Source organism: Pseudomonas sp. E102, assembly GCF_052660185.1.
The window spans coordinates 3,459,359-3,485,954 of the sequence record NZ_CP084025.1; the positions used below are offsets into that span (position 1 = coordinate 3,459,359).

Below are 26,596 nucleotides of genomic sequence, written 5' to 3' on the forward strand. Positions count from 1 at the left end.
AGCCCCCGATAGACCGCTGGTTTATCGGGGGTTTTCTTTTGCCTGGCGAAAAGTAGGCGCCTGGGCCTGCCTCTTCGCGAGCCTGCTCGCGAAGAGGCAGGCCCAAGCAATACAAAACTGAAGCTCATGAAAAAGCCCCTCTTTCGAGGGGCTCCTTGTGCAGCTTTCAAGCGACCTTCGGCATCAAGCCATCTGAATGATGGTCTGCATGATGGTGCTCTGGGTAGAGATGGTCTTGGCGTTCGCCTGGTAATTGCTCTGCGCCTTGATCAGCTCGACCAATTCGTTGGTCAGGTTGACGTTGGACTCCTCCAGGGAGTTGGAGACGATCGAACCCAGGGTGCCGGTCTGTGGAGCATCGTAGCCCGGGATACCCGAGGCGAACGTTTCCTTCCAGCTGGTGCCGCCTACTGGCTGCAGGCCTTGCTCGTTGGTGAAGCTGGCAAGGGCGATCTGGCCGATCGGCTTGGTCTGGTTGTTGCTGAAGTTGGCGAGCATCACACCGCTGCCATCGATGGTCAGGTTGGTGATCTGGCCGGTGGCGTAGCCGTTCTGGGCAGGAATCGAACGAGCGGTGTCGGCGTTGAACTGAGTGGTGTTGCCCATCGAAATCGTGATGGTCGGTGCGCTGGCGGCGCCGTTGGCGGTCCAGGTTCCGTTGGTCACGGTGCCCGGAACCCAGCCGGTCAACACCAGATCGCTGTTAACGGTCGCTGGCGGAGTGGTGACCGTGGTCAACTTGCCGCTCGAATCGAAGTTCATGGTGGAAGGAACAGGCGCGGTCGCACCGGTCGTGGTCGGCAAGCTGCCATTGAGGTTACGACCATCGATCAAGGTATAGACGTTCCAGGTATTGGAGCCTGTCTTGACCATGTATTGGTCCATCGAGTGCTGGTTACCCTGGGTGTCGTAGATCGGGGTGGTGAACTGCTTGGTAAAGGTCGCCGTGTCAGCCGGGTTGAACGCGGCAGTGATCGGCGTCGCCGTCGAGTTCAGGTTGATGGTCGACGAAACCAGGCTGGTGGCTTGCGGCGGCAGGTTCGAGGTGTCGATGCGCAGGTCGGTCAGGATACCGTTGAGGATCTTGCCGTTGGCATCCACGCCATAGCCCTGCAAACGAGCCGTGCCATCGCTGTTGGTGACGTAGCCTTCCTTGTCGGTCTTGAAAGTACCGGCACGGGTGTAGCTCAGGGAGCCGTCGTTGCTCAGGACAAAGAAGCCCTGGCCCTGGATCCCCATGTCCAGCACGTTGCCGGTGTTGTTCACGTCACCCTGGCCGAACTGCTGGGAAACGTTGGCCAGGCGCACGCCGTTGCCGACGGTCTTGCTGCCCGAACCCAGCTTGGTGGCCGAGTAGACGTCTTCGAATTCCGCGCGGGACGATTTGAAACCGGTGGTCGCCACGTTGGCGATGTTGTTGCCGGTCACGTCCAGCTGTTTGTTGGCTGCATAGAGACCGCTAAGGCCGATGTTGAAAGACATGTTGACTCCTTTTGCCGGTTAGTCGGCTCTACATACCAATAGTTTGTACTTTGGACAGGGCGATGCTGCCCAGCCCGGCCAGGTTGAGCATCAGCTCACCGCCCGTCTGGCTGATCGTCACGCTGCTGACCGTGGCCGGCAGGTTGGTGATCAGCGACGTGGCCTTGCCATCGATGGTGGTCGAGGCCGCGAAGGTGTACGTGCCCGACTCTACCGTCGTGCCCGCGTCGTTCTTGCCGTCCCAGATGAAGGCAGAGTTGCCCGACTTCTGGCTGCCCAAATCGATGGTGCGGACGGTCTTGCCATCCTTGTCCATGATCTTGACGGTGAGGGAGGACACCGCCGCCGGAACCACCACGGTGCCGTTGAGGCTCTTGGAGGTGTCGACCACGGCCTTGTCACCCGGAGCGATCACCGAGCGGCCGACCAGGGACGAAGCCTGCAACGCTTGTGACGAGTTGTAGTTGCCGGCAATGCCGCTCACGGTTTCGTTGAGCGTGGTGATGCCTTCCAGGCTGCTGAATTGCGCCAGTTGGGCCACGAACTCACCGTTGTCCTGGGGTTCCAGCGGGTTCTGGTTTTTCAGCTGGGTCACGAGCAGTTGCAGGAACGCATCCTTGCCCAATTCCTGGTTGCCACTCGCCGCATTGGTCGCCGCACCCAGGCCATCGGCCTTGGTATTGGTCTTGACCGAGGAGTTGGCCAGAATCTCGTTGAGGCTCAAACCGCCTGTTGTATTGGTGACGCTCATATGAATCGCCCCTTATCACTGACCGAGGGTCAGGACCTTCTGCATCATGGTTTTGGCGGTGTTCATCATTTCGACGTTGGTCTGGAACGAACGACTGGCGGAAATCATGTCGGCCATTTCTTCGACGACGTTGACGTTCGGGTAATAGACATAACCCTTGGCGTCCGCGGCCGGATGGTTTGGCTCGTAACGTGCTTCGAGGTTGCTCTGGTCTTCAACGACGCCGAGCACCTGTACGCCCTGCCCCGCCGCGTCCTGGTCCTGGAACAGCGAATCGCTGCCGCCGGATTGGCCACCCTGGAACATGGTGGCGAACACCGGGTGACGGGCGCGGTAGGTCTGGTCGATGCTCGACGAAACGGTCTCGGCGTTGGCGATGTTACTGGCGACGGTGTTCAGGCGAGTGGTCTGGGCACTCATGGCACTGCCGGCGATGTTGAAAACGCTCGCGATCGACATGACTTACTCTCCACGCAGGGCCGATACCAGCCCTTTGAATTTACTGTTGAGCAGGGTGAAGCTGGCCTGGAAGTTCACGGAGTTTTCCGCGTAGTTGGACTGTTCCAGTTGAGCGTCCACGGTGTTCTGGTCGACCGAGGGCTGCATCGGCGTGCGATACATCAACGATTCGTCGCCGCTGCCTACGCCTTCGGCTTCGATATGACGGCTGTTGGTCATGTTCAAGGCGAAGTGGCCGTTCTTGGTCTTCTCGTTCTGCTCGGCGAGTACCTTGGAAAAGTCCAGGTCACGGGCCTTGTAGTTCGGCGTGTCGGCGTTGGCGATGTTGTTGGCCAGGACTTCGGCACGCTGGGCGCGGAAGCTCAGGGCCTGTTCGTGGATACCGAGCGCTTTATCGAAGCTGATGCTCATGTCGGAAACCTTTGGGTGACCAGAATGTACGTACGAAGGCTTTAGCAAGCGCCGTGCCACTTTCCGAAAGCCCGTAAACCGGGGCTTTGCGGGCAACGGCAAAGCGGCAATGCCAGAAAAGCGGCAATCGGTTTCCGCCGGATGCCGCTTTTCTGCCGCTTTCATCCAGGCAAAGGAAATCAAAATGTGGGAGCGAGCTTGCTCGCGATGGCGGTCTGTCAGTCAACGTTGATGTCGTCTGCAATACCGCTATCGCGAGCAAGCTCGCTCCCACAGGGGACAGTGGTGATTGAATATGAGCACGCAAAAAAAAACGGGAGCCCCTAGGGACTCCCGTTCTACCATCCAAGCCAATCACTTCGCCTGGTAAATGATCCCCGGGCTGCACTGGACCATCTGGTAATGGTCCGGCAAGCCGTTCAACGCCTCGGATGCACCCAGGAACAGATAACCACCCGGTTTCAGGGTGCTGTGGATGCGCGTCAGGATGTCCTTCTTCACCTCAGCGGAAAAGTAGATCAACACGTTGCGGCAGAACACGATGTCGAACTTGCCCAGGCTGGCGTAACTGTCCAGCAAGTTGAACGAGCGAAACTCCACGCGGCTCTTGATGGGCGCCTTGACCACCCATTTGCCCGGTCCCTTGGCGTCGAAATAACGTTGCAGGCGATCGGGCGACAGGCCGCGGCCGATGGCCAGGCTGTCGTACTCGCCGGTCTTGCAGTTGTTGAGCATGGTCCCGGACAGGTCGGTGGCGACGATCTGCACGCCGCCTTTCAACTGGCCAATGTTGGTGCGCTCGAACTCATCAATGGACATCGACAAGGAATAAGGTTCCTGCCCCGACGAACAGGCCGCCGACCAGATCCGCAGGCGCTGGCCCGGGCTGGCCTTGATGGCCGCCGGCAATACCTTGTTCTTCAATACCTCAAAGGGATAGGTGTCACGAAACCACAGGGTTTCGTTGGTGGTCATGGCGTCCACGACCATCTCGCGCAAGCCACTGCGCGGCTGGGTCTGGATACGCTGAACCAACTCGCCCAATGACTTGATGCCCTGTTGTTCCATCAACTTATTGAGACGGCTCGACACCAGGTACTGCTTGTTTTCACCAAGCAAGATGCCACAGGCTTTTTCCAGGAAGACCCGGAACTGTTCGAAATCCAAATTACCCGTAGACAAAATACCGCCTCTTTTCACTGTATTGACTTGCCGGGCGCACAACGCGCCCGACCTTTAGCCTGCTGACTTGATTCGCTCGACGACTCGGGAAGCGAGGTCATCGGGCCGGAACTTGGCCAGGAAGTCATCGGCGCCGACCTTCTTGACCATTGCCTGGTTGAACACCCCAGACAACGAAGTATGCAAGATGATGTGCAGCTTTTGCATGCGCGGGTCGCTGCGGATTTCCGATGTCAGCGTGTAGCCGTCCATCTCCGGCATCTCGATGTCGGAGATCATCATCAGGAACTCCTCTTCCGGCTTCTTGCCTTCGTCGACCAGGTTGCGCAGGTAATCCAGCGCTTGCCGCCCATCGTTCAGCGCAATCACTTCGACGCCGACCGTTTGCAGGCAACGCGTGACCTGCTTACGGGCCACCGAGGAGTCGTCGACGGTCAGCACCCGCAGGGAAACCGCCTTGTGCTGGGTCTCGGCATCTATCACGCCAACGGAAATCGTTTCCGGGGTCGGCGCCACTTCGGCGAGGATTTTCTCCACGTCGATGATTTCCACCAACTGGTTATCGACCCGGGTCACCGCCGTGAGGTAGTGGTCGCGGCCGGTCCCTTTGGGTGGTGGATGGATCTCTTCCCAGTTCATGTTGACGATGCGCTCCACCGATCGCACCAGGAACCCTTGGGTCTTGGTGTTGTACTCGGTGATGATCACAAACGGATTGCTCTGGTCCAGCAGTCGGCCGGAACCGGTCGCCATCGCCAGGTCGAGAATCGGGATGGTCGCTCCCCGGATATTCGCCACACCGCACACGACGGGACTGGATTTCGGCATCAGGGTCAGCTTGGGGCATTGCAGCACCTCGCGAACCTTGAACACGTTGATCCCATACAATTGTCGGCCGTCGAGACGGAACAACAACAGCTCCAGGCGATTCTGACCCACCAGCTGTGTGCGCTGGTTTACCGAATCCATCACTCCCGCCATGCCCTGACTCCTACCTAACGCTAATGTGTCCGACGCGCATTCATCACTAAACGGCACGGGGCTTGCTATTGAACCGGCATGAACGCACAAACGACATTTTCTCGACGCCTGACCACTCACTGCCGCCACTGGCTCGGTGCACTGCTGGCTGCCTGCCTGCTCGCTTCGGGCGGTCCTGCCCTTGGTGCCGCTGCGGTAACCTTGCCTGATCTCCTTATCGGCGTCACTCAGGGCTTTCTTGAGTTCACCGTAGAAGACTATCTGGCAACCAGTCAAACCGAAGGTCGCTACGAGATTGAAGTCAACCAGCTCGACCCGCGCCTGCGGATGCCGATGTGCGACAAGGAATTGACTGCCTCGCTGGAGAGCCCGGCCAGGCCCCTGGGCCGCGTCACGGTGAAGGTTCGTTGCGATAGCGCCGCGCCCTGGACGGTGTTCGTGCCCGCTCAAGTGCGCCTGTACCGGGAAATTGTCACCACCACTCGCCCACTCAAGCGGGCCGGGATCGTCGAGCCGCAGGACGTGGTGCTGCGTGAGCGCGACGTCAGCCAGATCAGCCAGGGTTTCCTGACGTCCGTCGATGAGGCCATTGGGCAGAAACTTGTCCGACCAATGGTCGCCGACCAGGTGGTGACCCAGGTGCATCTGGAACAGGCCGAGGTGGTTCGCAAGGGCGACCAGGTGGTCATCACCGCTCGCAGCGGCACCCTGGCCGTGCGGATGCCCGGCGAGGCCCTGGCCAACGGTGGCATGCGCGAACAGATTCGGGTGAAAAACCTCAATTCCCAACGGGTCATCAAGGCACAGGTGATAGCGCCTGGCCAGGTGGAAGTGGCTATGTAAGAGGCTGTAAGGAGGGTAGACAGGCTGGCGCTTGACCTCGGTGTTCCCTAGACTGTGCCTTGTACGAAGGCAAGCGCGGACGTGCGCTCGTTCATTTGAAAAATGAGCCTAAAGTTTTTTTGGGGATGGCCGAAAACATGGCAAGCGTCCAAATACCCAGAGGTTTTTTACCATGGTCATCGATTTCAATCGTTTAAACAGCTCCTCGCCCCTGACAGGCACTGCGCGCACCAGCGCCAGCAAGGAAACCGTCGAAACCGACAAATCCAAGCCAGCCGACCAGGCCGCCACTGTCAGCAACGGGGAATCGGTACACCTCAGCAATGAGGCTCAACAGTTGCAGAAGGTCACTGACAAGCTGCGCGATCAACCTGTCGTCGACAACGCCCGCGTGGCCGCGTTGAAAGCAGCAATCGCCGATGGCAGCTATCAAGTCGACAGCAACCGTGTAGCCAGCAAGCTGCTCAACTTCGAAGCCCAGCGCTAGGCCCCCGCCTGCGCCAGGCTTTTGGACGCTTAAGACCCAAGGCCAGCCATGCACGACACTCATTTATTGCAACTGATCATCGACGACTTTGCTCCAGCGCAACAATTGTTGGAGCTGTTGCAGACCGAAGCCCTGGCATTGCACGGGCGGGACATGCCCCTGCTGGAAAATATTCTGGCGCAAAAGCAGGCATTGATCATTTTGCTCGACCAGCATGGCCGCAAGCGCAGCGAAATCCTCGCCAGCCTCAACCTGCCCGCCGATAACAGTGGCCTTGAGCAATTGGCCAGCCAATCGTCGATCGGCGATCAGCTGTTGTCGCAAAGCGCCGTGCTCAACGACCTGCTCAACCAGTGCCAGGCCGCCAATGCTCGAAACGGCCAGTCTATCCTGATGCAACAGGCCGCCACCGCCAATCAGTTGCGTATTCTCAATGGCGGCGAAATCCCGACGCTCTATGACGCTCGCGGCTCGACCGCGAAAATGGTCAAGCACCGCCCGCTCAGCCAGGCATGAAGCGAACGATGCCGGAGCACTATCAACGCGCGATACATGCTGGCAAAATGCTGGCTCTTTGTAGTCGTATTTTGCCTGGAGATTGACCCACCGTGTTCAATGCCTCAAACGCGGATGATGCTCCGCAGCCGCCCAAGGTCCTCGCCACCCCTCTGGAAATCTCCGGCAATCTGCGGATGCTGCAAGACAGTCACGACCCGCTGATCATCACCTTCCACGAGCGCAGCCAGCGGTTCCAGAGTTACCTGGTGGATGTCGATCGCGAAACGAACACCATCGCCCTGGACGAAATGATTCCTCGGGACGGTGAACGTTTCCTACTGGCCGGCGAGCCGTTTCGCGTCGAGGGTTTCCATGACGGCGTGCGCATCGCGTGGGAGGGCAACGGCCCATTGACCATTCAGGAATCGAGCGATGGCCGCTGCTATCGCGGCGCCTTGCCTGAAGAAGTGGTTTATCACCAACGCCGCAACGCCTTCCGGGCCGCATTGAAACTGGCGCAACTGGTGAACGTGGAGTTGGGAGGCGACAAGCTCAAATCACCGGTGAATGGCAAGCTGTTGGATATTTCCGCAACCGGCTGCAAGCTGCGCTTCGATGGCGATATCACTGAACGGCTGCAGCTGGGCCAGGTTTACGAGCGCTTCATCGCCGCCCTACCGTTTGGCAGCATGACCGCGCCGGTGGAGCTGCGCTACCTGCATTTCGAAGAGCGGATCAACACCACGTTCGCAGGCGTGCGCTTCCATAACATCAGCGGCCTGGTACAACGCCAGGTGGAACGCTTCGTGTATCAATTGCAGCGTGAAGCCCGTCGGTTCGATAAAGACGATTTCTGATTTCCGGCGCGCTATAAAAACGGGCAATCCCTTTGCAAGGATTGCCCTTTTTTTATGCCGGTCTCAGGGCCTGGCCTGGGTGAAATCGGACGGTGGCAGTTCGTCGTTGGCGCCTTCGGTGACCGGCTCCAATTCAGGTTGAGGCTCGGGCTCGACGTCCGGATTGGGCGAGGCCTGCATCTGCTCCTGCACCACTTGCTCGTCGACCCGCGGATCGAGGCACGCCACCAAGGGTGAACTGGTCATGTTGTCCGGCATGGCCACGTGATGCAGCGGCGCGTCGTCGACCTGGTGCAGGTTGGTGACCGCTTTCGGCCGGATCCGCCATACCAGCAGCAACGCAAACAGGGCAAAAAAGCCATAGAGCATCTGGCTGCCGTACAGCTTCATCAGCACCCCGGCCACCAACGGGCCGATGCTGGCGCCCACGCCGTAGGTCACTAGCAGCATCGCGGTGAGCGACACCCGGCGATCACCCTCGACGTGGTCATTGGAAAACGCGACCGCCAGCGGGTACAGGCAAAACTGCACCAACGAACAGCAGAAACCGGCGATGAACAATACTTCCAGCGGCGCCTTCGACAGGATGGCCAGCGGCAAGGCACACACCACCAGGGCCAGTGCGAAGCAGCGGATCAACAGGGCCCGATCGTAACGATCCGACAGCCAACCCAGCGGCCATTGCACCAGCAGGCCGGCAAAGATGCAGCAGCCCATGAACAAGCCGACCTGCTCGGTACTCAGGCCCTGCTGGGAGGCGTACAGCGGTGCCAGGCCGTAGAAGGAGCCGACGATCAGCCCGGAGCCCAACACCGTGGTCAACGATTGCGGTACGCGCTTGATAAAGAAGCGCGGCTCCATCGGCGCCGGATGCAACGGCGCCGGGTGAATCCGCCGGGTCAATGCCACCGGCACCAGGCACAGGGCGAAACACAACGCCACCAACATCAGCAATTCAAGGCCCAGGGCCGGATGCATGACCAGGATCAGTTGGCCCAGCACCAGCCCCAGGTAGGAAGCAATCATATAGCCGCTGAACACTACCCCGCGTTGCTTGGCATCGGCCTGCTCGTTGAGCCAGCTTTCGATAACCATGTACTGGCACATCATGCCCAGGCCGACAATCATCCGCAGCACGATCCAGGCCGGCAGCCAGTTCACCAGGCCATGGCCCAATACCGCCGCACCGACGATCCCGGCGCAAGCCGAATAGGCGCGAATATGCCCGACGCGGCCAATCAGCCGGTGGCCGATCTTGCCGCCCAGCACCAGGCCGAAATAGTTCGCCGCCATCAGCGCACCGACCCACAGGCTGTCCACGTTGTCGGCGGCCAGGCGCAGGGCCAGGTAAGTACTCAGAAGGCCTGAGCCGATGAGCATCATCAGCGAGGCGAAATAAAGCGCTCGAAAAGGTTTCCAGATTTGGCGCATCGGCGTTCCGAGCGGCTCCTTGAGGTAAGTAAGGGCTATCTTTGGAAGATAGCCCGAATGCGACGGTTCGTTATGCCTGGGCCGCCAAAACGCGCCGCTCCCAGGGCGTGATTTCGTCAAAGAAACTGGTCAGTTCCAGGGTTTTCGAGGCAACGTAACCTTCGATGAACTCGCTACCGAACAGTTCCTTCGCCAAGTGGCTACGCTTGAGACGTTCAAGCGCTGCATGCAAGGTACATGGCAAAGACAGATTCTCCGGCACCTCGAACTCGCCCTGGATCGCGGCACCCGGTTCCAGGCGATTCTCGATGCCATGGAGCCCCGCCGCCAGACTGGCGGCAATCGCCAGGTAAGGGTTGGCATCGGCTCCCGGCAAGCGGTTCTCGACCCGCCGGGCTACCGGCGCACTCGCAGGAATGCGCAGCCCGGCCGAACGATTGTCATGGGACCAACAGGCATTGTTTGGCGACGCGAATGGATGGCAGAGGCGGTGGTAGGAATTCACGTTTGGCGCGAACAGCGCGGTGAAATCCGCCATGCCGGCCTGCTGCCCGCCAATGAAGTGCCGGAACGTCGCGGTCGGCTCGCCCGCATCGTCGCTGAATACATTGCGACCGCTGCCCAGCTCGACGACGCTCTGGTGAATGTGCATCGAACTGCCCGGCGTTCGCGCCAGCGGCTTGGCCATGCAGACCACCGTCAGGCCATGCTTGAGGGCCACCTCCTTGAGCAAATGCTTGAACAGGAACGTCTGGTCGGCCAACAGCAGAGCATCGCCGTGGAGCAGATTGATTTCAAACTGGCTGACGCCCATTTCATGCATGAACGTGTCGCGCGGCAGGCCTAGCGCCGCCATGCATTCATAGACTTCGGTGAAGAACGGTCGCAGGCCGTTGTTGGAACTGATGCTGAACGCCGATTGGCCATCTTCGCGACGACCATCCAGGCCCATCGGAGGCAGGAATGGCTGGGAAGGATCCGGATTGGGCGCGAACACAAAAAACTCCAGCTCCGTCGCCACTACCGGCGCTAGCCCGAGCGCCGCATATCGAGCGATCACGGCCTTGAGCTGACCGCGCGTCGACAAAGGTGAGCTTTCGCCGCTGAGCTCATCGGCGTCGCAGATCGCCAAGGCGCGTGGCGGATGGCTCCACGGCAGCCGGTGGATCTGCTGTGGATCGGCCACCAACGCCAGGTCGCCGTCGTCACTGCCGTAAAAGCGCGCTGGCGGATATCCGCCCATGATGCATTGCAGCAGCACACCGCGCGCCATCTGCAACCGCCGGCCTTCAAGGAAGCCCTCGGCGCTCATTACCTTGCCCCTGGGTACGCCATTCAAATCCGGCGTGACACATTCAATCTCATCAATGCCCGTCAATCGCTGTGCGAGTGAACACTGGCCATCGGTCGTCATGACGCAATCCTTGTTATGTGCGAGCCGCGAACGGCAACCCGTACAAAATAGGCTCCGGCTGTTCGGAATATCAAGCATCCCGAGACAATAAACATCTGACGGGGATATGGACAGCTCAGGGCAGGTAAAGCCTGAACACCCCACCGCCCAGCACACCGCCATTGGCAATCTCGGTATGCCCGCTCAAGCCGCCACGCTGATGCAACCCGGCGATCCTGGCGGCGAAATACAGGCCAAGGCCGGTGCTGCCGCTGCTGTGGTTGATGCCCTGCACATACTCGGCCTGGCGCTCAATCATTTCGGCCGGGTAGCCTTCGCCGTCGTCATTGATGGTCAGCACCAATTGCCCAGCCTCGTCGCTCACGCTGATCAACAACGCCTGGCGCGCGTGGCGAATGGCATTGTTGATCATGTTGTCGAGCACCGACGCGATCAGCTCACGGTCGAAGAAACCCAGCGGGCTCAGCGGATCGACCTCATAGGTGGCCATGATCCCGCGACTGCGGAACACGTCCTGATGGCCGGCCAACTGCGCTTCGATGAAGTCATCCAGTTCGTGGTAGGCCGGATGCAGCGGCAATTGATTCACGCCCAGCTTGTATAACCCGAGCAACTGCACCAGCAGCCCATTGAGATGGGCAAACTCGAACTCCATCACGCCCTGCTCCGAGGTCTGCCGCGAAGGTTCCGGCAGGCGCTCGAGCCATTGCGTATGAGCCTGCATGAGCAGGGTCAGGGAGTTTTTCATGTCATGCACGGTAGACGCGATCACCGTGGAGAAATCGAGAGCTTGTTCGCTGTCATTCATCGCCAAATGCCTTGCTTCGCAGTTTCTGATAACGCGCAAAACGCGCATCGGTGTCGGGCATCATGCCCACCAGTTTCAGGCAGGCACGGCATTCCTGCAGCAGCTGCGATTCAACACTGGTATCGGTGCCGTGCAGCAGGGATTGCGCCATGTTCAGGGCAATACTGATGTTCTTCGGCTGCAGCTTCAGTGCACGCCGGAACAATTCCCGCGCCTCGGGTAACGCGCCGGTCTTGTAGACACGCACGCCTTCGCGATTCAGCTCGGCGGCGGCGTTGCCCTGGTTAAGGATATTCGGGTCGTCGGTGAGCTTGGCAATGCCCTGCATCACGGTCGGATCATCGCCATAGATCTCCGCGCAGTTCTTGAGCATCGATTCGCCGGCGCTGGTCTGGCCGAGCATCTGTAGCTGCTTGGCCACCAGCAGCGCGGCTTCGGCACTCATGAACTGTTCCATGCCGTCGAGACGCTGCAAGGCTTGCTCGGTGAGCTTTTCGGCGGTTTCGGCATCATTGAGCAACAGGCTCGTTGCTTTCATCAGCCGCGCCCGGACCTGCAGGCCCGGATCGCTGGGGTTATCTTTCGCCACCGCGCTAAGCGTGGTGTTGATTTCCAGCCTCGTCCGGGTGTCCAGGCCCTTCTCGCTGCCCTTGCTGATCAAGGCATGGGCCAGGCCAAGGTTGCTCTCCGGATCCTTGAATCGCGATTGCGCCCCCTGCCCGACCGCCTGGCGATAGGCTTTCGACGCGGTCTCGTAATCCTCGTTGGTCATCGCCAGCTTGCCCAGCAGTGACTGCCGACGCACCGCCAACGGCGACAACCGCACCGCTTCCTCCAATACGTTCTGGGCCTGCTTCGTGTCGCCTTCAGCCACCAACACGTCGGCCATGCCGTCGTACAGGGCCGGCATCATCGGAAAGACTTTCAGGGCCTTTTCATAGACAGCCTTGGCTTCGCCTATCTGCCCGCGCTTGAACAACAACTTTCCCAACCCCGCGTACGCCCACGGCAACGGGCGATCCGCGATGATGGAGTTGTACAACCGCTCAAGGGCCTCGTTCTGATTCAGGTCGCGCAGCGCATCGGCCCGATAACGCAGGCACAGTGGGCCGTAGCGCGGGTCCTGCTTGCACAGGGCGATGCAAGCATTGAGCACTTCCATCGGCTTGCCACGATCGAGCGCCTGCAGGATCGGTTTGAGCAACGTTTTGCGCTGCTCCAGGCGCTCCAACCGCTGGGCCAGGCCGGAGCGATTGAATGGTTTGGTCAGGTACGCATCCGGCTCATGTTCCAGGGCGCTGAGCACCATGGCCTGGCTGGTCTCGGCGGTCACCATGAGAAACACGCTCTCATGGCTGATCAACTTCTCGACCATCAGGTCTTCCAGCACCTGCTGGCCGTTCTTGCGCCCGTCGCCCAGGTGATAATCCTGCAAGATGAAGTCATAACGCTTCTGCGAACACATGCGCAGCGCCACTTCACCGGTATCGGCGGTGTCCACGTCCTTGACGCCCAACTCCCGCAACATCGACCGGACGGAGCTGCGGAAATCCGAGAAATCATCGACGATCAGAAAACTTTTTTGGTGGTACGCCAGCATCGAGGATGTCCAGGCAAATAAGAAAATGAACTCAATGGCAAAACAAACGAAACACCGCCTCACGGCCGGCAAAGCGCGCAGATGATAGACAGCCGCGACGCATACCGCGAGCCGTTCCAGGACGCCGGGACGTCAGGAAAGGAGACTCATCGGGTTATCGGCCGCAAACGGGGTTCCGTTAGAAGATCGTGGGGACTTGCAGGGCTGCGGGATAATAATGGTGTCCCAGGGCAGGTTCGAACTGCCAACCTTCCCCTTAGGAGGGGGATGCTCTATCCAATTGAGCTACTGAGACACGGGTCGACCACGAGAAACGCGGTGCGTTGGACGGCGAGCATGTTAACGGCCACTCTCGCGTTTGTCATGTCGTCGCTGCCTATTAAGTGTAGGCAAATAGTACGACCCTTACGCCACGCCAAGGGAAGGCCGCCCAAATATGGCGCCATTCATCTATCCACAGCCTCCGGGCCTAGTAAATCGGCCTTTTGCCACTATCCTATACGTAACTAGAAACGCAGACGTTTAGTTGCGTATCGGTTATCCGCCCAACGGTATGGCACAACGACACGATGCAGTGGTCACAAAATGCGGAACCTGTGTGTTTTTCAAACCAGTCCGCATTTTTTGAGAAGAGTACTGGCATAACGCCTTTACCCGGATCAGAATTTGTCACAGAATTGGCGCCAATGATCTGGCAATTTTGAGGCATGATGCGGCCTCTAAACATTCAGGTTGAACATTTGGCAACGGGCCTTGTCCTATCGACATCCTGCGGCCAATCCCCAGAACCGCTCCCCTGAACTAACCGGTTAAATAAATATGCGCCCATTGAAACAGGCAATTTATTCCAGCCGTACGGCTGACAAGTTCGTCGTGCGTCTGCCAGACGGAATGCGGGAACGCATTGCCGAGGTGGCTCGTAATCATCACCGCAGCATGAACTCTGAAATCATCGCGCGCCTTGAGCAAAGCCTGATTCAGGAAGGTGCGTTGGGTGAAGAATTGAGCATGCGCCTGGACAGCCCGGAGCTGTCGCTGCATGAGCGCGAGTTGCTTCAACGCTTCCGACAGCTCTCCCATCGCCAGCAGAACGCCCTCGTTTCGCTGATTGCTCATGATGCCGAAATGGCCGCTGACGCGTCCTGATCGTGTCCAGGGTAATAAAGCCAGCTTAACGCTGGCTTTTTTTTCGCCCGGCGTTTGGCGACCTGGGGGGGCGGGGAAACCATCACCCAGAAAAAAACCCGCCAGTCAGGCGGGCTTCTTGATAAGCCACTCAGAGCAGGAAAATCGTCGCCAAGCCCAGGAAGATGAAAAACCCGCCGCTGTCCGTCATGGCGGTGATCATCACGCTCGCACCCATTGCTGGGTCGCGCCCCAGGCGCGCCAGGGTCATAGGGATCAAGACGCCCATCAGCGCGGCCAACAGCAGATTGAGCGTCATCGCCGCAGTCATGACCACGCCCAGCGACCAGCTGCCATACAGCAAGTACGCCACGACCCCGATCACCCCTCCCCAGATGACGCCATTGATCAACGCAACGGCCAGTTCCTTGCGCATCAAACGCGATGTATTGCCGGTACTGACCTGGTCCAAGGCCATGGCGCGGACAATCATGGTGATGGTCTGGTTGCCGGAGTTACCACCGATACCGGCAACGATGGGCATCAACGCCGCCAGTGCGACCAGCTTTTCGATGGAGCCTTCGAACAGGCCGATGACGCGGGACGCGACAAAAGCCGTGATCAGATTGATCGCCAGCCAGGCCCAACGGTTACGCAGGGACTTCCAGACCGAGGCGAAAATGTCCTCCTCTTCCCGCAGACCCGCCATGCTGAGGACTTCGCTTTCGCTTTCCTCACGGATCAAGTCCACCATTTCGTCGATGGTGAGACGGCCGATCAGCTTGCCGTTCTTGTCCACCACCGGCGCAGAAATCAGGTCGTAACGTTCGAATGCCTGGGCCGCATCGTAGGCGTTTTCGTCAGGATGGAAGCTCACAGGGTCGCTGGCCATCACCTCGGCCACTTGCTTCTCCGGATCGTTGACCAAAAGACGCTTGATAGGCAGAACGCCTTTGAGCACGCCGTCATAATCGACCACAAAGAGTTTGTCGGTATGGCCCGGCAATTCCTTGAGTCGCCGCAGATAACGCAAAACCACTTCAAGGCTGACGTCCTCGCGGATCGTCACCATCTCGAAGTCCATCAGCGCACCGACCTGCTCCTCGTCATAGGACAATGCCGAACGCACACGCTCGCGCTGTTGACCATCAAGAGCTTCCATCAGCTCATGGACAACGTCCCGTGGCAATTCGGGAGCAAGGTCGGCGAGCTCGTCGGCGTCCATCTCCTTGGCCGCTGCGAGAAGCTCATGGTCATCCATGTCTGCGATCAGGGTTTCACGAACCGAGTCGGACACTTCGAGCAGGATGTCGCCGTCGCGATCGGCCTGGACCAATTGCCAGACGGTCAGACGCTCTTCCAGCGGCAAGGCTTCAAGGATGTAGGCAACGTCGGCCGAGTGCAGATCATCGAGCTTACGTTGCAACTCGACGAGATTCTGCCGATGTACCAGGTTCTCGACCCGATCGGAATGCGGACCTTCCTGGCGATGCGTGAGGTCTTCCACGACGCGCTGGCGATGCAACAGCTCAACGACTTGAGCGAGGCGATCCTGAAGGCTTTCCTGCGTTTTTTTTACTTCTATTTCAGTCATAGGCGAACTCCACTCCCAGCAGTGGAGCACGCCGGAAGGATCAATCAGTTAATTCATGATTGGCAAAAAGAGATATTGAGTAACTACTGGGTAAGTCCATGAAGATATTCCAAAGCCCCGGCGGGGCTGACGGGCGCAATCATACACCGCTTGGCGCCGTAACACGTTAAAAAATCATGGCAAGAACAAGTGCTTGCGAGACAAACCTGAACACAGGCTGAACGTCTGTTTCTACGACGACTTATCCTGAAAAGAAAACACAGCCCCAGGGAGAAATGTCACAGCTATCCTTTTTTATTTACCGTCAAGGAGGACGGCAGCATGCCCGTAAGCCGCTATCTGTTTCTGCTCGCCACCCTGCCCTGCCTGCCTCTCTGGGCTGCCGATCACGTTGTGCACCGCTGCGAAAACAGTGCTGGGAAAATCACGTTCACAACCCTCAGTTGCGAGCCGGGAGAAACCCTGACAATGCAGCAGGTTCATACATACAGCCCACCCCCTATCGAGCCGATGCTGCCCGAAGCCGAAGGTCGGCAAACATCCAGCAACAAAACCAGACGCAAGGAACCGACCATTGTTGGCCAACTCGAGGACAGCTGTGGAAACCAGATCAACACCAACCAGCGCCGCGAAGCCATCCTGAAGCGACGAATCGTTGTCGGCATGAGCGAACAAGACGTCGTCAGCGCGCTTGGCAAACCGGATACGATCAAGGTTCGAAATTCGAGCACTCGGTACACCTACAAGACACAGAAAGGTCGGAGCGCAGAGGTCGTGTTCGACGAGAAGGGATGCGTGAAAGGCAAATCGTAGACAGCAAAAAGCCCGCGTTAAACGCGGGCTTCTTGGTGTATGGTGCACTCGACAGGATTCGAACCTGTGACCGCTCGGTTCGTAGCCGAGTACTCTATCCAGCTGAGCTACGAGTGCAAGTTGTGGTTTTATACCAGATCACAACTGGTTGAAGCCAAGTTATTTGCATTGCTGCAAGCAACTCTTAAATGGTGCACTCGACAGGATTCGAACCTGTGACCGCTCGGTTCGTAGCCGAGTACTCTATCCAGCTGAGCTACGAGTGCATTTGTTGCCGCGCATTATAGGTCGCCGAATCTTTTTGTAAAGCGCTTTTTTCAGTAATTTCAATCACTTACCGATCAAGCAAGATAACAGCGCACTAAACGAATAATGGCGGAGAACGGGGGATTCGAACCCCCGACACCCTTTTGAGGTGTACTCCCTTAGCAGGGGAGCGCCTTCGGCCACTCGGCCAGCTCTCCGCAACACGGGGCGTATATTAACCACCTTCATCCCCGTTTGCAAACATAAAAATCGATAAAAATTAATGGCTTGGTTCGTCGTCCTTCTCTTTCTTGATACGCAGGTAGATTTCCTCCCGGTGCACAGCGACCTCCTTCGGCGCATTGACGCCGATACGCACTTGGTTTCCTTTGACGCCGAGCACGGTCACGGTGATTTCGCCATCGCCAATAATCAGGCTCTCTGCGCACCGACGGGTCAGAATCAGCATACGTTTCTCCTCACGCGATTCAGTTCAGGAACAACAGTCTGCAAAAAAAGGGCATGGGTCCTACAACCGAAACGCTCGCGGCCCACAGGCCTAGTATTGACCAGCGGGTGCAAAAGAACAGTTTTGGAACATGCCATTCAGAAAAACAAAGGGCGCGGTCGAAGCCGCGCCCTCAGGCAACGCCTTACTCGCCCTGTCGGGCTGCGGCGTCGAGTTCAAAAGCCGTGTGCAGGGCGCGCACGGCGAGTTCCAGATACTTCTCCTCGATCACCACGGAAACCTTGATTTCCGAGGTGGAGATCATCTGGATATTGATGCTTTCCTTGGCCAGGGACTCGAACATGCGGCTCGCCACGCCCGCGTGGGAGCGCATGCCAACACCAACGATCGAGACCTTGGCAATCTTGGTATCGCCCACCACTTCCCGGGCGCCAATCTCGTCGGCCGTGTTCTTGAGCACGGCTTCGGCGGACTGGTAGTCGTTGCGGTGCACGGTAAAGGTGAAGTCGGTGGTGTTATCGTGCGCAACGTTCTGCACGATCATGTCGACTTCAATGTTGGCGGCACTGATCGGACCTAGAATCTTGAAGGCCACACCGGGGGTGTCTGGCACGCCACGGATGGTCAGCTTGGCTTCATCGCGGTTGAAAGCGATGCCGGAAATGATCGGCTGTTCCATGGATTCCTCTTCATCAATAGTAATGAGGGTGCCCGGACCCTCCTTGAAGCTGTGCAGGACGCGCAGCGGAACGTTGTACTTGCCGGCGAATTCAACCGCGCGGATCTGCAATACCTTGGAACCGAGGCTGGCCATTTCCAGCATCTCTTCGAAGGTAATCTTGTCCAGGCGCTGAGCCACGGGCACAACCCGTGGGTCGGTGGTATAGACGCCATCCACATCGGTGTAGATCTGGCACTCGTCAGCCTTGAGGGCTGCTGCCAGCGCGACACCAGTGGTATCGGAACCGCCACGACCAAGGGTGGTGATGTTGCCGTGCTCATCCACGCCCTGGAAACCGGCGACAACCACGACACGACCGGCCTTCAGGTCACCACGAATTTTCTGATCGTCGATTTGCAGGATACGCGCTTTGTTATGCGCGCTGTCCGTCAGGATACGGACTTGGTTACCGGTGTAGGACACCGCCGGCACGCCACGCTTGATCAGCGCCATGGCCAGCAAGGCGATGGTCACCTGCTCACCAGTGGAAACGATCACATCCAGCTCGCGGGGGACCGGTTGCTGGTCGCCGCTGATTTGCTTGGCCAGATCTATCAGACGGTTGGTCTCGCCGCTCATTGCCGACAGCACGACCACCAGGTCATCGCCAGCGTCACGGAATTTCTTAACCTTGTCGGCGACTTGTTCGATTCTCTCGACGGTGCCGACCGAGGTGCCTCCAAATTTCTGTACGATCAAAGCCATTTCAAAGCCGCCTCTGCCCGTGAAGGGCGCCCAAATAATCACTCAACAGCGGCCGGGTCCGCCTTGGCGAACCCGGGGCGCCGCCTTAAATACCCTGCTCTACAAATGCAACGGTCTGGGCCAATGCCGCGTCCAGGGCGCCGGCATCGGTACCGCCGCCTTGCGCCATGTCTGGACGACCACCGCCCTTCCCGCCCACTGCCGCAGCGGCCTGCTTCATCAAATCACCGGCTTTGAGTTGGCCAGTCAGGTCTTTGGTCACGCCTGCGACGAGAACGACCTTTTCCTCATGGACACCGCCGAGCAGGATCACTGCGCGGCCGAGTTTGTTTTTCAGTTGATCGACCAGCGCCAACAAGGCCTTGCCGTCTTGGCCGTCGAGACGCGCGGCCAGCACTTTCACGCCCTTGACGTCCACGGCCTGGGCCGACAGATCGTCGCCCGCGGCGCTAGCGGCCTTGGCCTGCAACTGCTCGAGTTGCTTTTCCAGCGCGCGGTTGCGCTCCAGCACAGCCGACAGCTTGTCGATCAGGTTGTCGCGACTGCCCTTGATCAGGCTGGCCGCTTCCTTGAGTTGTTCTTCCGCCGCGTTGAGGTACGCCAGCGCCGCTGCGCCAGTGACGGCCTCGATACGTCGCACGCCGGAGGCAACGCCGCCTTCGCTGATGATCTTCAGCAGGCCGATGTCGCCGGTGCGATTGGCATGGATGCCACCGCACAGCTCAACGGAGAAGTCGCCCATGCTCAGTACACGGACACTGTCGCCATACTTCTCGCCGAACAGCGCCATCGCGCCCTTGCGCTTGGCGGTCTCGATATCGGTTTCTTCGGTTTCTACCGGTGAGTTCTTGCGGATCTGCGCGTTGACAATGTCTTCCAGCGCCTTGATCTGCTCAGGCTTGATGGCTTCGAAGTGGCTGAAGTCGAAGCGCAGGCGCTGGCTGTCCACCAAGGAGCCTTTCTGTTGGACATGCTCGCCCAGCACCTGGCGCAACGCTGCGTGCAGCAAGTGCGTGGCGGAGTGGTTCAGGGAAGTCGCGTGGCGAACCTCGGCATCGACATGAGCGGCCACTGGGGCGGCGATCATCAGGCTGCCGGAAGCCAGCACGCCGTGGTGCAGGAAGGCACCGCCGGTCTTGGTGGTATCGCGTACATCGAAGCGCGAATTGCCCGCCTGCAGGTAACCGCTGTCGCCGATCTGGCCGCCGGATTCGGCGTAGAACGGTGTCTTGTCCAGCACGATCACGCCTTCCTGGCCTTCGCTCAGGATGTCGACCGACTGCCCATCCTTATAGATGGCGACGATCTTGGCCGAACCGGTGGTCGCGGCGTAGCCAGTGAACTCGGTCGCCACGTCAACCTTGACCACGCTGTTGTAGTCCATGCCGAAGGAGCTCGCGGAGCGCGCACGCACACGCTGGGCTTCCATCTCGCGCTCGAAACCTTCCTCGTCGAGGGTCAGGTTGCGCTCGCGGGCGATGTCGCCAGTCAGGTCCATCGGGAAGCCGTACGTGTCGTACAGTTTGAACACCACATCGCCCGGGACCACGTTGCCCTTGAGTTCGGCCAGGTCCTGCTCGAGGATCTTCAGGCCTTGCTCCAGGGTCTTGGCGAACTGCTCTTCTTCGCCCTTGAGCACGCGCTCGATATGCGCCTGTTGGGTCTTGAGTTCCGGGAAGGCTTCGCCCATCTCGGCCACCAGCGCCCCGACGATCTGATAGAAGAAACTGCCCTTGGCGCCCAGCTTGTTGCCGTGGCGACAGGCGCGGCGGATGATCCGGCGCAGCACATAACCGCGGCCTTCGTTGGAAGGCAGTACACCGTCGGCAATCAGGAAGCCGCAGGAACGGATGTGGTCAGCGACTACTTTCAGCGAAGCCTGGTTGTCGTTGGTGCAGCCGATGGCCTTGGCCGACGCGCTCAGCAGGCTCTGGAACAGGTCGATTTCGTAGTTGGAGTGAACGTGCTGCAGCACCGCGCTGATCCGCTCCAGGCCCATGCCGGTGTCCACCGACGGTGCTGGCAGCGGATGCAACACGCCATCGGCGGTGCGGTTGAACTGCATGAAGACGTTGTTCCAGATTTCGATATAGCGGTCACCGTCTTCTTCCGGCGAGCCCGGTGGGCCACCCCAGATGTCGGCGCCGTGATCGTAGAAGATCTCGGTGCAAGGGCCGCATGGGCCGGTGTCACCCATGGTCCAGAAGTTATCCGACGCGTAGGGCGCACCCTTGTTGTCGCCGATGCGCACCATGCGCTCAGCCGGGACACCGACGTCCTTGGTCCAGATGTCATAGGCTTCGTCGTCGGTGGCATAGACCGTTACCCAAAGTTTTTCCTTGGGCAGGTTCAGCCATTTGTCAGACGTGAGGAACGTCCAGGCAAAGGTAATGGCGTCACGCTTGAAATAATCACCGAAGCTGAAGTTGCCCAGCATCTCGAAGAACGTGTGGTGACGAGCGGTATAGCCGACGTTTTCCAGGTCGTTGTGCTTGCCGCCGGCGCGCACGCACTTCTGGCTGCTCACCGCACGGGTGTAGGCACGTTTTTCCTGGCCCAGGAAGCAGTCCTTGAACTGGTTCATCCCCGCGTTGGTGAACAGCAGGGTCGGGTCGTTGCCCGGAATCAAAGAGCTGGAGGCTACTCGGGTGTGGCCTTGCTCTTCGAAGAAGCGAAGGAAGGCTTCACGGATTTCTGCGCTTTTCATTAGGTTCTTCCACGGAGGCTGCGGCCAAAGGCCTGTGCAAAACGTCAACAGACGGAGCAACGGCAAAGGGCCGCATTATATCGGCCCTTCGCGTGGGGTACAGCGTGTTTATGCGATAGAAACTATCAATTACCCCGGTTCCCGGGTCATTGGCGGGAAAATTCGACGAAAGTGGTGATCACGTGATCGATTTGCGCCGCGCTCACGTCCATGTGCGTCACCATTCGCAGCCGTGAAGCCGCGCTGAGCTTGACGCCCCGCTCATCGGCAAACGCCTTGATCGCCTCGGCCCGCTCACCCATTTGCACGTAGACCATGTTGGTATGCACCGGCTCGACCTCGTAGCCCGCCGCGCGCAAGCCTTCGGCGAGCCTCTGAGCATTGGCGTGGTCATCAGCCAGGCGCTGGACGTTATGGTCCAGGGCATACAGCCCCGCCGCAGCGAGGATTCCGGCCTGGCGCATCCCCCCGCCAACCATTTTGCGCAGCCGGCGGGCCTTGCGGATCAGCTCGACCGTGCCGCACAGCACCGAGCCCACCGGAGCACCCAGCCCCTTGGACAGGCACACCGACACCGAATCGAAATGTTGGGTGATTTCCCGGGCATCGACATTCAGCTTGACGGCGGCGTTGTACAACCGTGCCCCGTCCAGATGAAGGGCAAGCCCATGCTCCTGGGTAAAGCGCCGGGCTCGGGCCAGGTAATCCAGCGGCAGCACCTTGCCCTGCATGGTGTTTTCCAAGGCTAGCAGTCGCGTGCGGGCAAAGTGGAAATCGTCGGGCTTGATCGCCGCCGCGACGTGCGCCAGGTCTAACGAGCCGTCCGCCTGCACTTCGAGAGGTTGCGGCTGGATCGAACCAAGCACCGCCGCGCCGCCGCCCTCGTATTTGTAAGTGTGGGCTTGCTGGCCGACGATATATTCGTCGCCGCGCTCGCAATGGGCCATCAACCCCAGCAGATTGCTCATGGTGCCTGAGGGCACGAACAGTGCCGCGGCAAAACCCAAGCGCTCGGCGAGCTCGGCTTCGAGACGGTTGACAGTCGGGTCTTCGCCATACACATCGTCGCCGGTCGGCGCGCTGGCCATGGCATCCAGCATGCCGGCGGAGGGTTGGGTGACCGTGTCGCTGCGAAGATCGATAACACTCATGAATCTGGCCTCGGGTTCTGGTGGGGAAAATTCCCTTTCTAAGGGCAATTACTGCGGGCATGGCGCGGAATAATCAAGCCCAGGACCACACGAACCATCCAAATCACCTGTGGTAGCGAGCTTGCTCGCTCCCACAGGGGTTATGTGTTAAAAATCCTCCGCCGTCACAAAATGTGCCGGCAAAACGTTCTCAGGGCGGGGTGCGATTCCCCACCGGCGGTAATTGCGCGCAATGCGCATAGCCCGCGAGCGCTTGGCACTTCACGGCTTTCGCGGTGCAGCGGCAAGGTCAGCAGACCCGGTGTGATCCCGGGGCCGACGGTCATAGTCCGGATGAAGAGAGAACGGGATCGACACCCAAGGGCCGACTGCGACTCTGTGCGCGGCGTACCCTCGAATCCCCTTCGATTCATGACGCCCTGTTTTTTACACAAACAGGAACCAGAACATGCAACCCACCGCAATCGACAGCAAGACCAAAACCCATCCGGGCGAGCGCGTCGCGTTCATCCAGGCCTGCTGGCACAAGGAAATCGTCGACCAGAGCCGCAAAGGCTTCGTCGCCGAAATGATCAGCCAGGGCTACCAGGAAAGCGACATCGACTTCTTCGAAGTCGGCGGTGCCTTTGAAATCCCGCTCCACGCCAAGTTGCTGGCCAAATCCGGCCGTTACGCCGGTATCGTCGCTGCCGGCCTGGTGGTGGATGGCGGGATCTACCGCCACGAGTTTGTCGCCCAATCGGTCATCACCGGCCTGATGCAGGTCCAGTTGGAAACCGAGGTACCGGTGTTCTCGGTCGTGCTGACGCCGCATCACTTCCATGCAGGCGAAGAACACCAGAAGTTTTTCTTCGAGCACTTCGTACACAAGGGTCAGGAAGCGGCGAAGACGTGTGCCGATACGCTGCATAAGACTCGGGCGTTGCGTCGCAGTGAGCAGCGGGCGGTAGCGGTTTAAAAGCCGCTAAAAAACCTGTGGGAGCGAGCTTGCTCGCGATAGCGGTGCTCCAGCCGACATCCTTGTCGCTGACACTCAGCTATCGCGAGCAAGCTCGCTCCCACAGGGGTTCAGCGGCGTGCGTGAGATTCGGGTCAGGCCAAGTTTTCGTCAGTCGCTGGCACGATCAGGATGCCGGCCCGCAAACCATTCTTCACCTTGGGGTTCGGGAAGATGATCCGGGCGCCCTCTTCTTCGATCACCCAGCGGGTCTGGGCGATGTCTTCGGCCAGCACATAGCCTTTATCCAGCTCCGAGAAATTCTCGATGTCCGCGGGCAGATTCAGGCGGAAGCTGTCGCTGTGCTTGATGATTTCCCGCGCCACGCTGAACAGTTTCAGGCCGTCCAGGCTGTCCTCCAGCTCGGGCTCATTGCCTTCGATGATCTGCTGCAGACGGGTTTCCAGCAAGTTGACGTTGACGCCGTCGTTTTGCCCGAACGGCCGGGCCTTGCCCAGTTCCAGGGTGAAGGACTCGGCACCGAGCTGGTCGTAGGTGTAGGCGCTGAATACGATGGAGGGCTTGTTCTGCAGCAACACCGCTTCCATGCCCGCCGCGCGCAGGCGCGCCAGTTCACGGCGTGAGTGCTGGCGGCCTTCTTTCCAGGGGTACAGGGCGAACTGCTCGATCTTCGAGCCGCGAATGGCGGTGTGCAGGTCGTAGTGCAGACGGCTGCGGTCCGGCACGCTGAAAAAACTTGCGGCCAGGCGCTCCAGCTCACAGGCGCGCAACGCCTCGGGCCCGCCACTCAACTCATGACGACCATTGAACAGCCGGTTGACGTCCTGCTCGACAAAGCGCTCGCCGCGACGGATTGCCTCGGGATTTCCGAACAGGAACAGAATGCGCGCCCGGGGCTTCAGGTCGCCACGGGCAATGTCATGCAACAGCCGGTCAAGCAATTCGATCGGCGCGGTTTCGTTGCCGTGAATACCCGCCGACAGCAGCAGGTCCAGGCCATTATCCCGGGCTTCGGGCGGCTTGACCTCCAGCGCGCCCTCGCTCAGCCAGCGCATCCGTACGCCTTCGACAGTCAGTTGAGTCTTCTCCGCCGGTTCACGGCCGGCGAGGGTCAGTTCAAGCAGTTTGCCGAGGGCGAGCATAATGCGGTTTCCTTAATGGTCGTGGCCGCAATCCGGGCCATGGACATGGTCATCGTCGCCGACGTCCGCCGGTTCCATTTCCAGTTGCAGGCTGACCAGGTTGGTCGCCAACGGACGCAACAGCAGGTTGGCGTATTCCTCGTCTCCTTCCTCCACGTCGACGCCGATCAGCAACTGACCACGGCCGTCCTGCTGGATCCACAGTTCCTTGCCCTGCCACATCACCGCGACGCGGGTGCAGGAGGTTTCCAGTTGCGTGCCGTCGGTGTCTTCAAGAATCAGCTGCAGGGTATCGCTCATGTTTTTACATTCTCGTCTGGGGATAAGGCAACGCGCCCTGCTTTGACTGTAGTCAGGTCGCGCGCGCTTTCAATTGATCTGGAAAGGATAGACCGAGCCAAGTTTAAGGATTTGTGTCAGCTCATCCAGGGCCGACCGGCATTCAAGCAGCAACTGCGGGTCCGCCAGGTCGTTTTCGGCCATGCGGTCGCGGTAGTGGCGCTCGATCCACTGGGTCAGCGAATCGTACAGCGGCGCGGTCATGATAACCCCTGGGTTGACGGCGGCCAGCTCGGTTTCGTTCAACGCCACGCGCAACCGCAGGCACGCCGGGCCGCCACCGTTCTGCATGCTTTGCTTGAGGTCGAAGACCTTCACTTCCCGGATGACCCCGCCAGAACCCGTCAGGCCTTGCAGGTACTGCCAGACGCGTTCGTTGCTGCGGCACTCTTCCGGCACGATCAACAGCATCGAGCCATCGGGACGCGACAGCAATTGGCTGTTGAACAAGTAGGAACGCACCGCGTCATCCACGGTGACCGCCGAACGCGGTACACACACCGACTGAAATTTCCCACCAACCTTGGCGAGTTTGCAGCTCAGCTCGGCCAGCATCGTGTCGGTCTCGAGAAACGCATCCTCGTGATAGAACAACACCTCGCCATTGCCCACTGCGATCACGTCGTTGTGGAAAACCCCCTGGTCGATCACCGCCGGGTTCTGCTGGGCGTAGACCACGCCCTCTTCGCTCAAGCCGTGCAGGCGGGCGACGGCGCGGGACGCTTCGAGGGTCTGGCGCGCCGGGTATTTCTGTGGCGAAGGGAAACGGCTGTCGAATGCACTGCGACCGAACACGAAGAACTCGACACCGGCTTCGCCATAGGCGCGACAGAAACGCGTGTGGTTGGCCGCGCCTTCGTCGCCGAACTGTGCCACCGCCGGCAATGCGGCGTGGTGGGCGAAGTGTTGCGCGTTGGCAAACATCGCCCCCAGCACGCGACTGGTGGTCGGGTGTTCGATGCTGCGGTGGTATTTGCAGTTGAGGTTGGCGGCGGTGAAATGCACGCGACCGTCAGCCGTGTCGGCGCTCGGGCTGACGGTGGCGGCATTGGCTACCCACATGCTCGAGGCCGAGCAACTGGCAACGAGCAGCGGCATGGCTTCTTTGGCTGCCTGCTGGATGACCTGGGCATCGCTGCCGGCAAAGCCCAGCCGGCGCAAAGCCGCTACGTCCGGGCGCTCCTGCGGCGCCAGCACCCCTTGCTGGAACCCCATGTCCATCAGCGCTTTCATTTTCGCCAGGCCTTGCAATGCCGCTTCCTTGGGGTTGGAAGATTGCTGGCTGTTGCTCTGGGAGGCGACGTTGCCGTAGGAAAGCCCGCCGTAGTTATGGGTCGGCCCCACCAGACCGTCAAAGTTGACTTCATAGGATTTCATCAGCGAGGCTCCACGAGAATCTGTTTTTATAGGCATCAGTAAAGA

General features: G+C 59.4%; 25 protein-coding genes, 4 tRNA genes and 1 riboswitch. Of the genes, 7 read left to right on the forward strand and 22 right to left on the reverse strand.

Going from position 1 to position 26,596, the window contains the following annotated elements; all coding sequences use genetic code 11:
* Positions 1-183: 183 nt before the first annotated feature.
* From flgE to DOCECA_RS15820, 6 genes are all read right to left on the reverse strand, one after another.
* Positions 184-1,482 carry a flagellar hook protein FlgE gene (gene flgE / locus DOCECA_RS15795; protein ID WP_434607330.1) on the reverse strand — a complete coding sequence of 433 codons (1,299 nt, stop codon included), beginning with the start codon at positions 1,480-1,482 and terminating at the stop codon, positions 184-186.
* 28 nt (positions 1,483-1,510) lie between these two features.
* Positions 1,511-2,233, reverse strand: a complete 723-nt coding sequence (gene flgD, locus DOCECA_RS15800; protein WP_420767481.1) for a flagellar hook assembly protein FlgD — start codon at positions 2,231-2,233, stop codon at positions 1,511-1,513.
* 15 nt (positions 2,234-2,248) lie between these two features.
* Entirely contained in the window at positions 2,249-2,692 is a 444-nt protein-coding gene (flgC, locus tag DOCECA_RS15805) for a flagellar basal body rod protein FlgC (RefSeq protein WP_039591882.1), read from the reverse strand.
* 3 nt (positions 2,693-2,695) lie between these two features.
* Positions 2,696-3,103: a flagellar basal body rod protein FlgB gene (gene flgB, locus DOCECA_RS15810; RefSeq protein WP_420767482.1), complete on the reverse strand. Its 408-nt coding sequence runs from the start codon at positions 3,101-3,103 to the stop codon at positions 2,696-2,698.
* A gap of 354 nt (positions 3,104-3,457) precedes the next feature.
* Positions 3,458-4,285: a protein-glutamate O-methyltransferase CheR gene (gene cheR, locus DOCECA_RS15815; protein ID WP_434607332.1), complete on the reverse strand. Its 828-nt coding sequence runs from the start codon at positions 4,283-4,285 to the stop codon at positions 3,458-3,460.
* Positions 4,286-4,339: 54 nt separating this feature from the next.
* Positions 4,340-5,266, reverse strand: coding sequence for a chemotaxis protein CheV (locus tag DOCECA_RS15820; RefSeq protein ID WP_420767484.1), 927 nt, complete (start codon positions 5,264-5,266; stop codon positions 4,340-4,342).
* Positions 5,267-5,344: 78 nt separating this feature from the next.
* On the opposite strand from DOCECA_RS15820, the gene flgA reads away from it, so the two are divergent.
* The 4 genes from flgA to DOCECA_RS15840 all read left to right on the forward strand — a co-directional run bounded on the left by flgA (position 5,345) and on the right by DOCECA_RS15840 (position 7,951).
* The gene (gene flgA / locus DOCECA_RS15825; RefSeq protein WP_420767485.1) at positions 5,345-6,109 is read left to right on the forward strand and encodes a flagellar basal body P-ring formation chaperone FlgA; all 765 of its coding nucleotides are present in this window, start codon (positions 5,345-5,347) and stop codon (positions 6,107-6,109) included.
* Positions 6,110-6,281: 172 nt separating this feature from the next.
* Entirely contained in the window at positions 6,282-6,596 is a 315-nt protein-coding gene (gene flgM, locus DOCECA_RS15830; protein ID WP_420767486.1) for a flagellar biosynthesis anti-sigma factor FlgM, read from the forward strand.
* Positions 6,597-6,644: 48 nt separating this feature from the next.
* On the forward strand, positions 6,645-7,112 hold the full coding sequence (locus DOCECA_RS15835; RefSeq protein WP_420767487.1) for a flagella synthesis protein FlgN: 468 nt from the start codon (positions 6,645-6,647) through the stop codon (positions 7,110-7,112).
* A gap of 92 nt (positions 7,113-7,204) precedes the next feature.
* Positions 7,205-7,951, forward strand: a complete 747-nt coding sequence (locus tag DOCECA_RS15840) for a flagellar brake protein (protein ID WP_420767488.1) — start codon at positions 7,205-7,207, stop codon at positions 7,949-7,951.
* Positions 7,952-8,014: 63 nt separating this feature from the next.
* Here DOCECA_RS15840 and DOCECA_RS15845 read toward each other — a convergent pair whose 3' ends face one another.
* The 5 genes from DOCECA_RS15845 to DOCECA_RS15865 all read right to left on the reverse strand — a co-directional run bounded on the left by DOCECA_RS15845 (position 8,015) and on the right by DOCECA_RS15865 (position 13,499).
* The gene (locus DOCECA_RS15845; RefSeq protein WP_445570784.1) at positions 8,015-9,382 is read right to left on the reverse strand and encodes an MFS transporter; all 1,368 of its coding nucleotides are present in this window, start codon (positions 9,380-9,382) and stop codon (positions 8,015-8,017) included.
* Positions 9,383-9,452: 70 nt separating this feature from the next.
* Positions 9,453-10,694 carry a glutamine synthetase family protein gene (locus tag DOCECA_RS15850; RefSeq protein ID WP_434611646.1) on the reverse strand — a complete coding sequence of 414 codons (1,242 nt, stop codon included), beginning with the start codon at positions 10,692-10,694 and terminating at the stop codon, positions 9,453-9,455.
* A gap of 217 nt (positions 10,695-10,911) precedes the next feature.
* On the reverse strand, positions 10,912-11,604 hold the full coding sequence (locus tag DOCECA_RS15855; RefSeq protein ID WP_434607338.1) for a sensor histidine kinase: 693 nt from the start codon (positions 11,602-11,604) through the stop codon (positions 10,912-10,914).
* Positions 11,597-13,204: a response regulator gene (locus tag DOCECA_RS15860; RefSeq protein WP_420767491.1), complete on the reverse strand. Its 1,608-nt coding sequence runs from the start codon at positions 13,202-13,204 to the stop codon at positions 11,597-11,599. Before DOCECA_RS15860 ends, DOCECA_RS15855 begins: the two co-directional genes overlap by 8 nt.
* 218 nt (positions 13,205-13,422) lie before the next feature.
* Positions 13,423-13,499, reverse strand: a tRNA-Arg gene (locus DOCECA_RS15865).
* 524 nt (positions 13,500-14,023) lie between these two features.
* Between DOCECA_RS15865 and DOCECA_RS15870 the strand changes: the two genes are divergently transcribed.
* Positions 14,024-14,350, forward strand: coding sequence for an Arc family DNA-binding protein (locus tag DOCECA_RS15870; RefSeq protein WP_003178899.1), 327 nt, complete (start codon positions 14,024-14,026; stop codon positions 14,348-14,350).
* 130 nt (positions 14,351-14,480) lie between these two features.
* Here the strand turns inward: DOCECA_RS15870 and mgtE are convergent, their stop codons facing one another.
* Entirely contained in the window at positions 14,481-15,923 is a 1,443-nt protein-coding gene (gene mgtE / locus DOCECA_RS15875; RefSeq protein ID WP_420767492.1) for a magnesium transporter, read from the reverse strand.
* A 321-nt stretch (positions 15,924-16,244) separates the two neighbouring features.
* Between mgtE and DOCECA_RS15880 the strand changes: the two genes are divergently transcribed.
* Entirely contained in the window at positions 16,245-16,736 is a 492-nt protein-coding gene (locus DOCECA_RS15880; RefSeq protein ID WP_434560227.1) for a cell envelope protein SmpA, read from the forward strand.
* A 40-nt stretch (positions 16,737-16,776) separates the two neighbouring features.
* Here DOCECA_RS15880 and DOCECA_RS15885 read toward each other — a convergent pair.
* The 7 genes from DOCECA_RS15885 to ltaE all read right to left on the reverse strand — a co-directional run bounded on the left by DOCECA_RS15885 (position 16,777) and on the right by ltaE (position 22,735).
* Positions 16,777-16,853: transfer RNA gene (locus DOCECA_RS15885), tRNA-Arg, on the reverse strand.
* Positions 16,854-16,925: 72 nt separating this feature from the next.
* Positions 16,926-17,002 (reverse strand) — tRNA-Arg (locus tag DOCECA_RS15890).
* Between the two features lie 107 nt (positions 17,003-17,109).
* Positions 17,110-17,200, reverse strand: a tRNA-Ser gene (locus tag DOCECA_RS15895).
* Positions 17,201-17,262: 62 nt separating this feature from the next.
* Complete coding sequence (gene csrA / locus DOCECA_RS15900) at positions 17,263-17,451, reverse strand: carbon storage regulator CsrA (protein ID WP_003178872.1); 189 nt, start codon at positions 17,449-17,451, stop codon at positions 17,263-17,265.
* Between the two features lie 184 nt (positions 17,452-17,635).
* Positions 17,636-18,877 carry an aspartate kinase gene (locus DOCECA_RS15905; RefSeq protein WP_434648671.1) on the reverse strand — a complete coding sequence of 414 codons (1,242 nt, stop codon included), beginning with the start codon at positions 18,875-18,877 and terminating at the stop codon, positions 17,636-17,638.
* Positions 18,878-18,962: 85 nt separating this feature from the next.
* Complete coding sequence (alaS, locus tag DOCECA_RS15910) at positions 18,963-21,584, reverse strand: alanine--tRNA ligase (RefSeq protein WP_445570785.1); 2,622 nt, start codon at positions 21,582-21,584, stop codon at positions 18,963-18,965.
* A 146-nt stretch (positions 21,585-21,730) separates the two neighbouring features.
* The gene (ltaE, locus tag DOCECA_RS15915; RefSeq protein ID WP_445570786.1) at positions 21,731-22,735 is read right to left on the reverse strand and encodes a low-specificity L-threonine aldolase; all 1,005 of its coding nucleotides are present in this window, start codon (positions 22,733-22,735) and stop codon (positions 21,731-21,733) included.
* Between the two features lie 182 nt (positions 22,736-22,917).
* A riboswitch (FMN riboswitch) is annotated at positions 22,918-23,085 on the forward strand.
* 98 nt (positions 23,086-23,183) lie between these two features.
* Here ltaE and DOCECA_RS15920 point away from each other — a divergent pair.
* A complete protein-coding gene (locus tag DOCECA_RS15920; protein WP_434607346.1) occupies positions 23,184-23,693 on the forward strand; it encodes a 6,7-dimethyl-8-ribityllumazine synthase in 510 nt (169 codons plus the stop codon).
* Positions 23,694-23,827: 134 nt separating this feature from the next.
* On the opposite strand, the gene astE is transcribed toward DOCECA_RS15920, so the two are convergent.
* The 3 genes from astE to astB all read right to left on the reverse strand — a co-directional run bounded on the left by astE (position 23,828) and on the right by astB (position 26,551).
* On the reverse strand, positions 23,828-24,835 hold the full coding sequence (gene astE, locus DOCECA_RS15925; protein ID WP_445570787.1) for a succinylglutamate desuccinylase: 1,008 nt from the start codon (positions 24,833-24,835) through the stop codon (positions 23,828-23,830).
* Between the two features lie 12 nt (positions 24,836-24,847).
* Positions 24,848-25,135 (reverse strand): hypothetical protein, encoded by a 288-nt coding sequence (locus DOCECA_RS15930; protein ID WP_003178862.1) that lies wholly within the window; start codon positions 25,133-25,135, stop codon positions 24,848-24,850.
* A 69-nt stretch (positions 25,136-25,204) separates the two neighbouring features.
* Entirely contained in the window at positions 25,205-26,551 is a 1,347-nt protein-coding gene (astB, locus tag DOCECA_RS15935) for an N-succinylarginine dihydrolase (RefSeq protein ID WP_445570788.1), read from the reverse strand.
* Between the last annotated feature and the right edge of the window lie 45 nt (positions 26,552-26,596).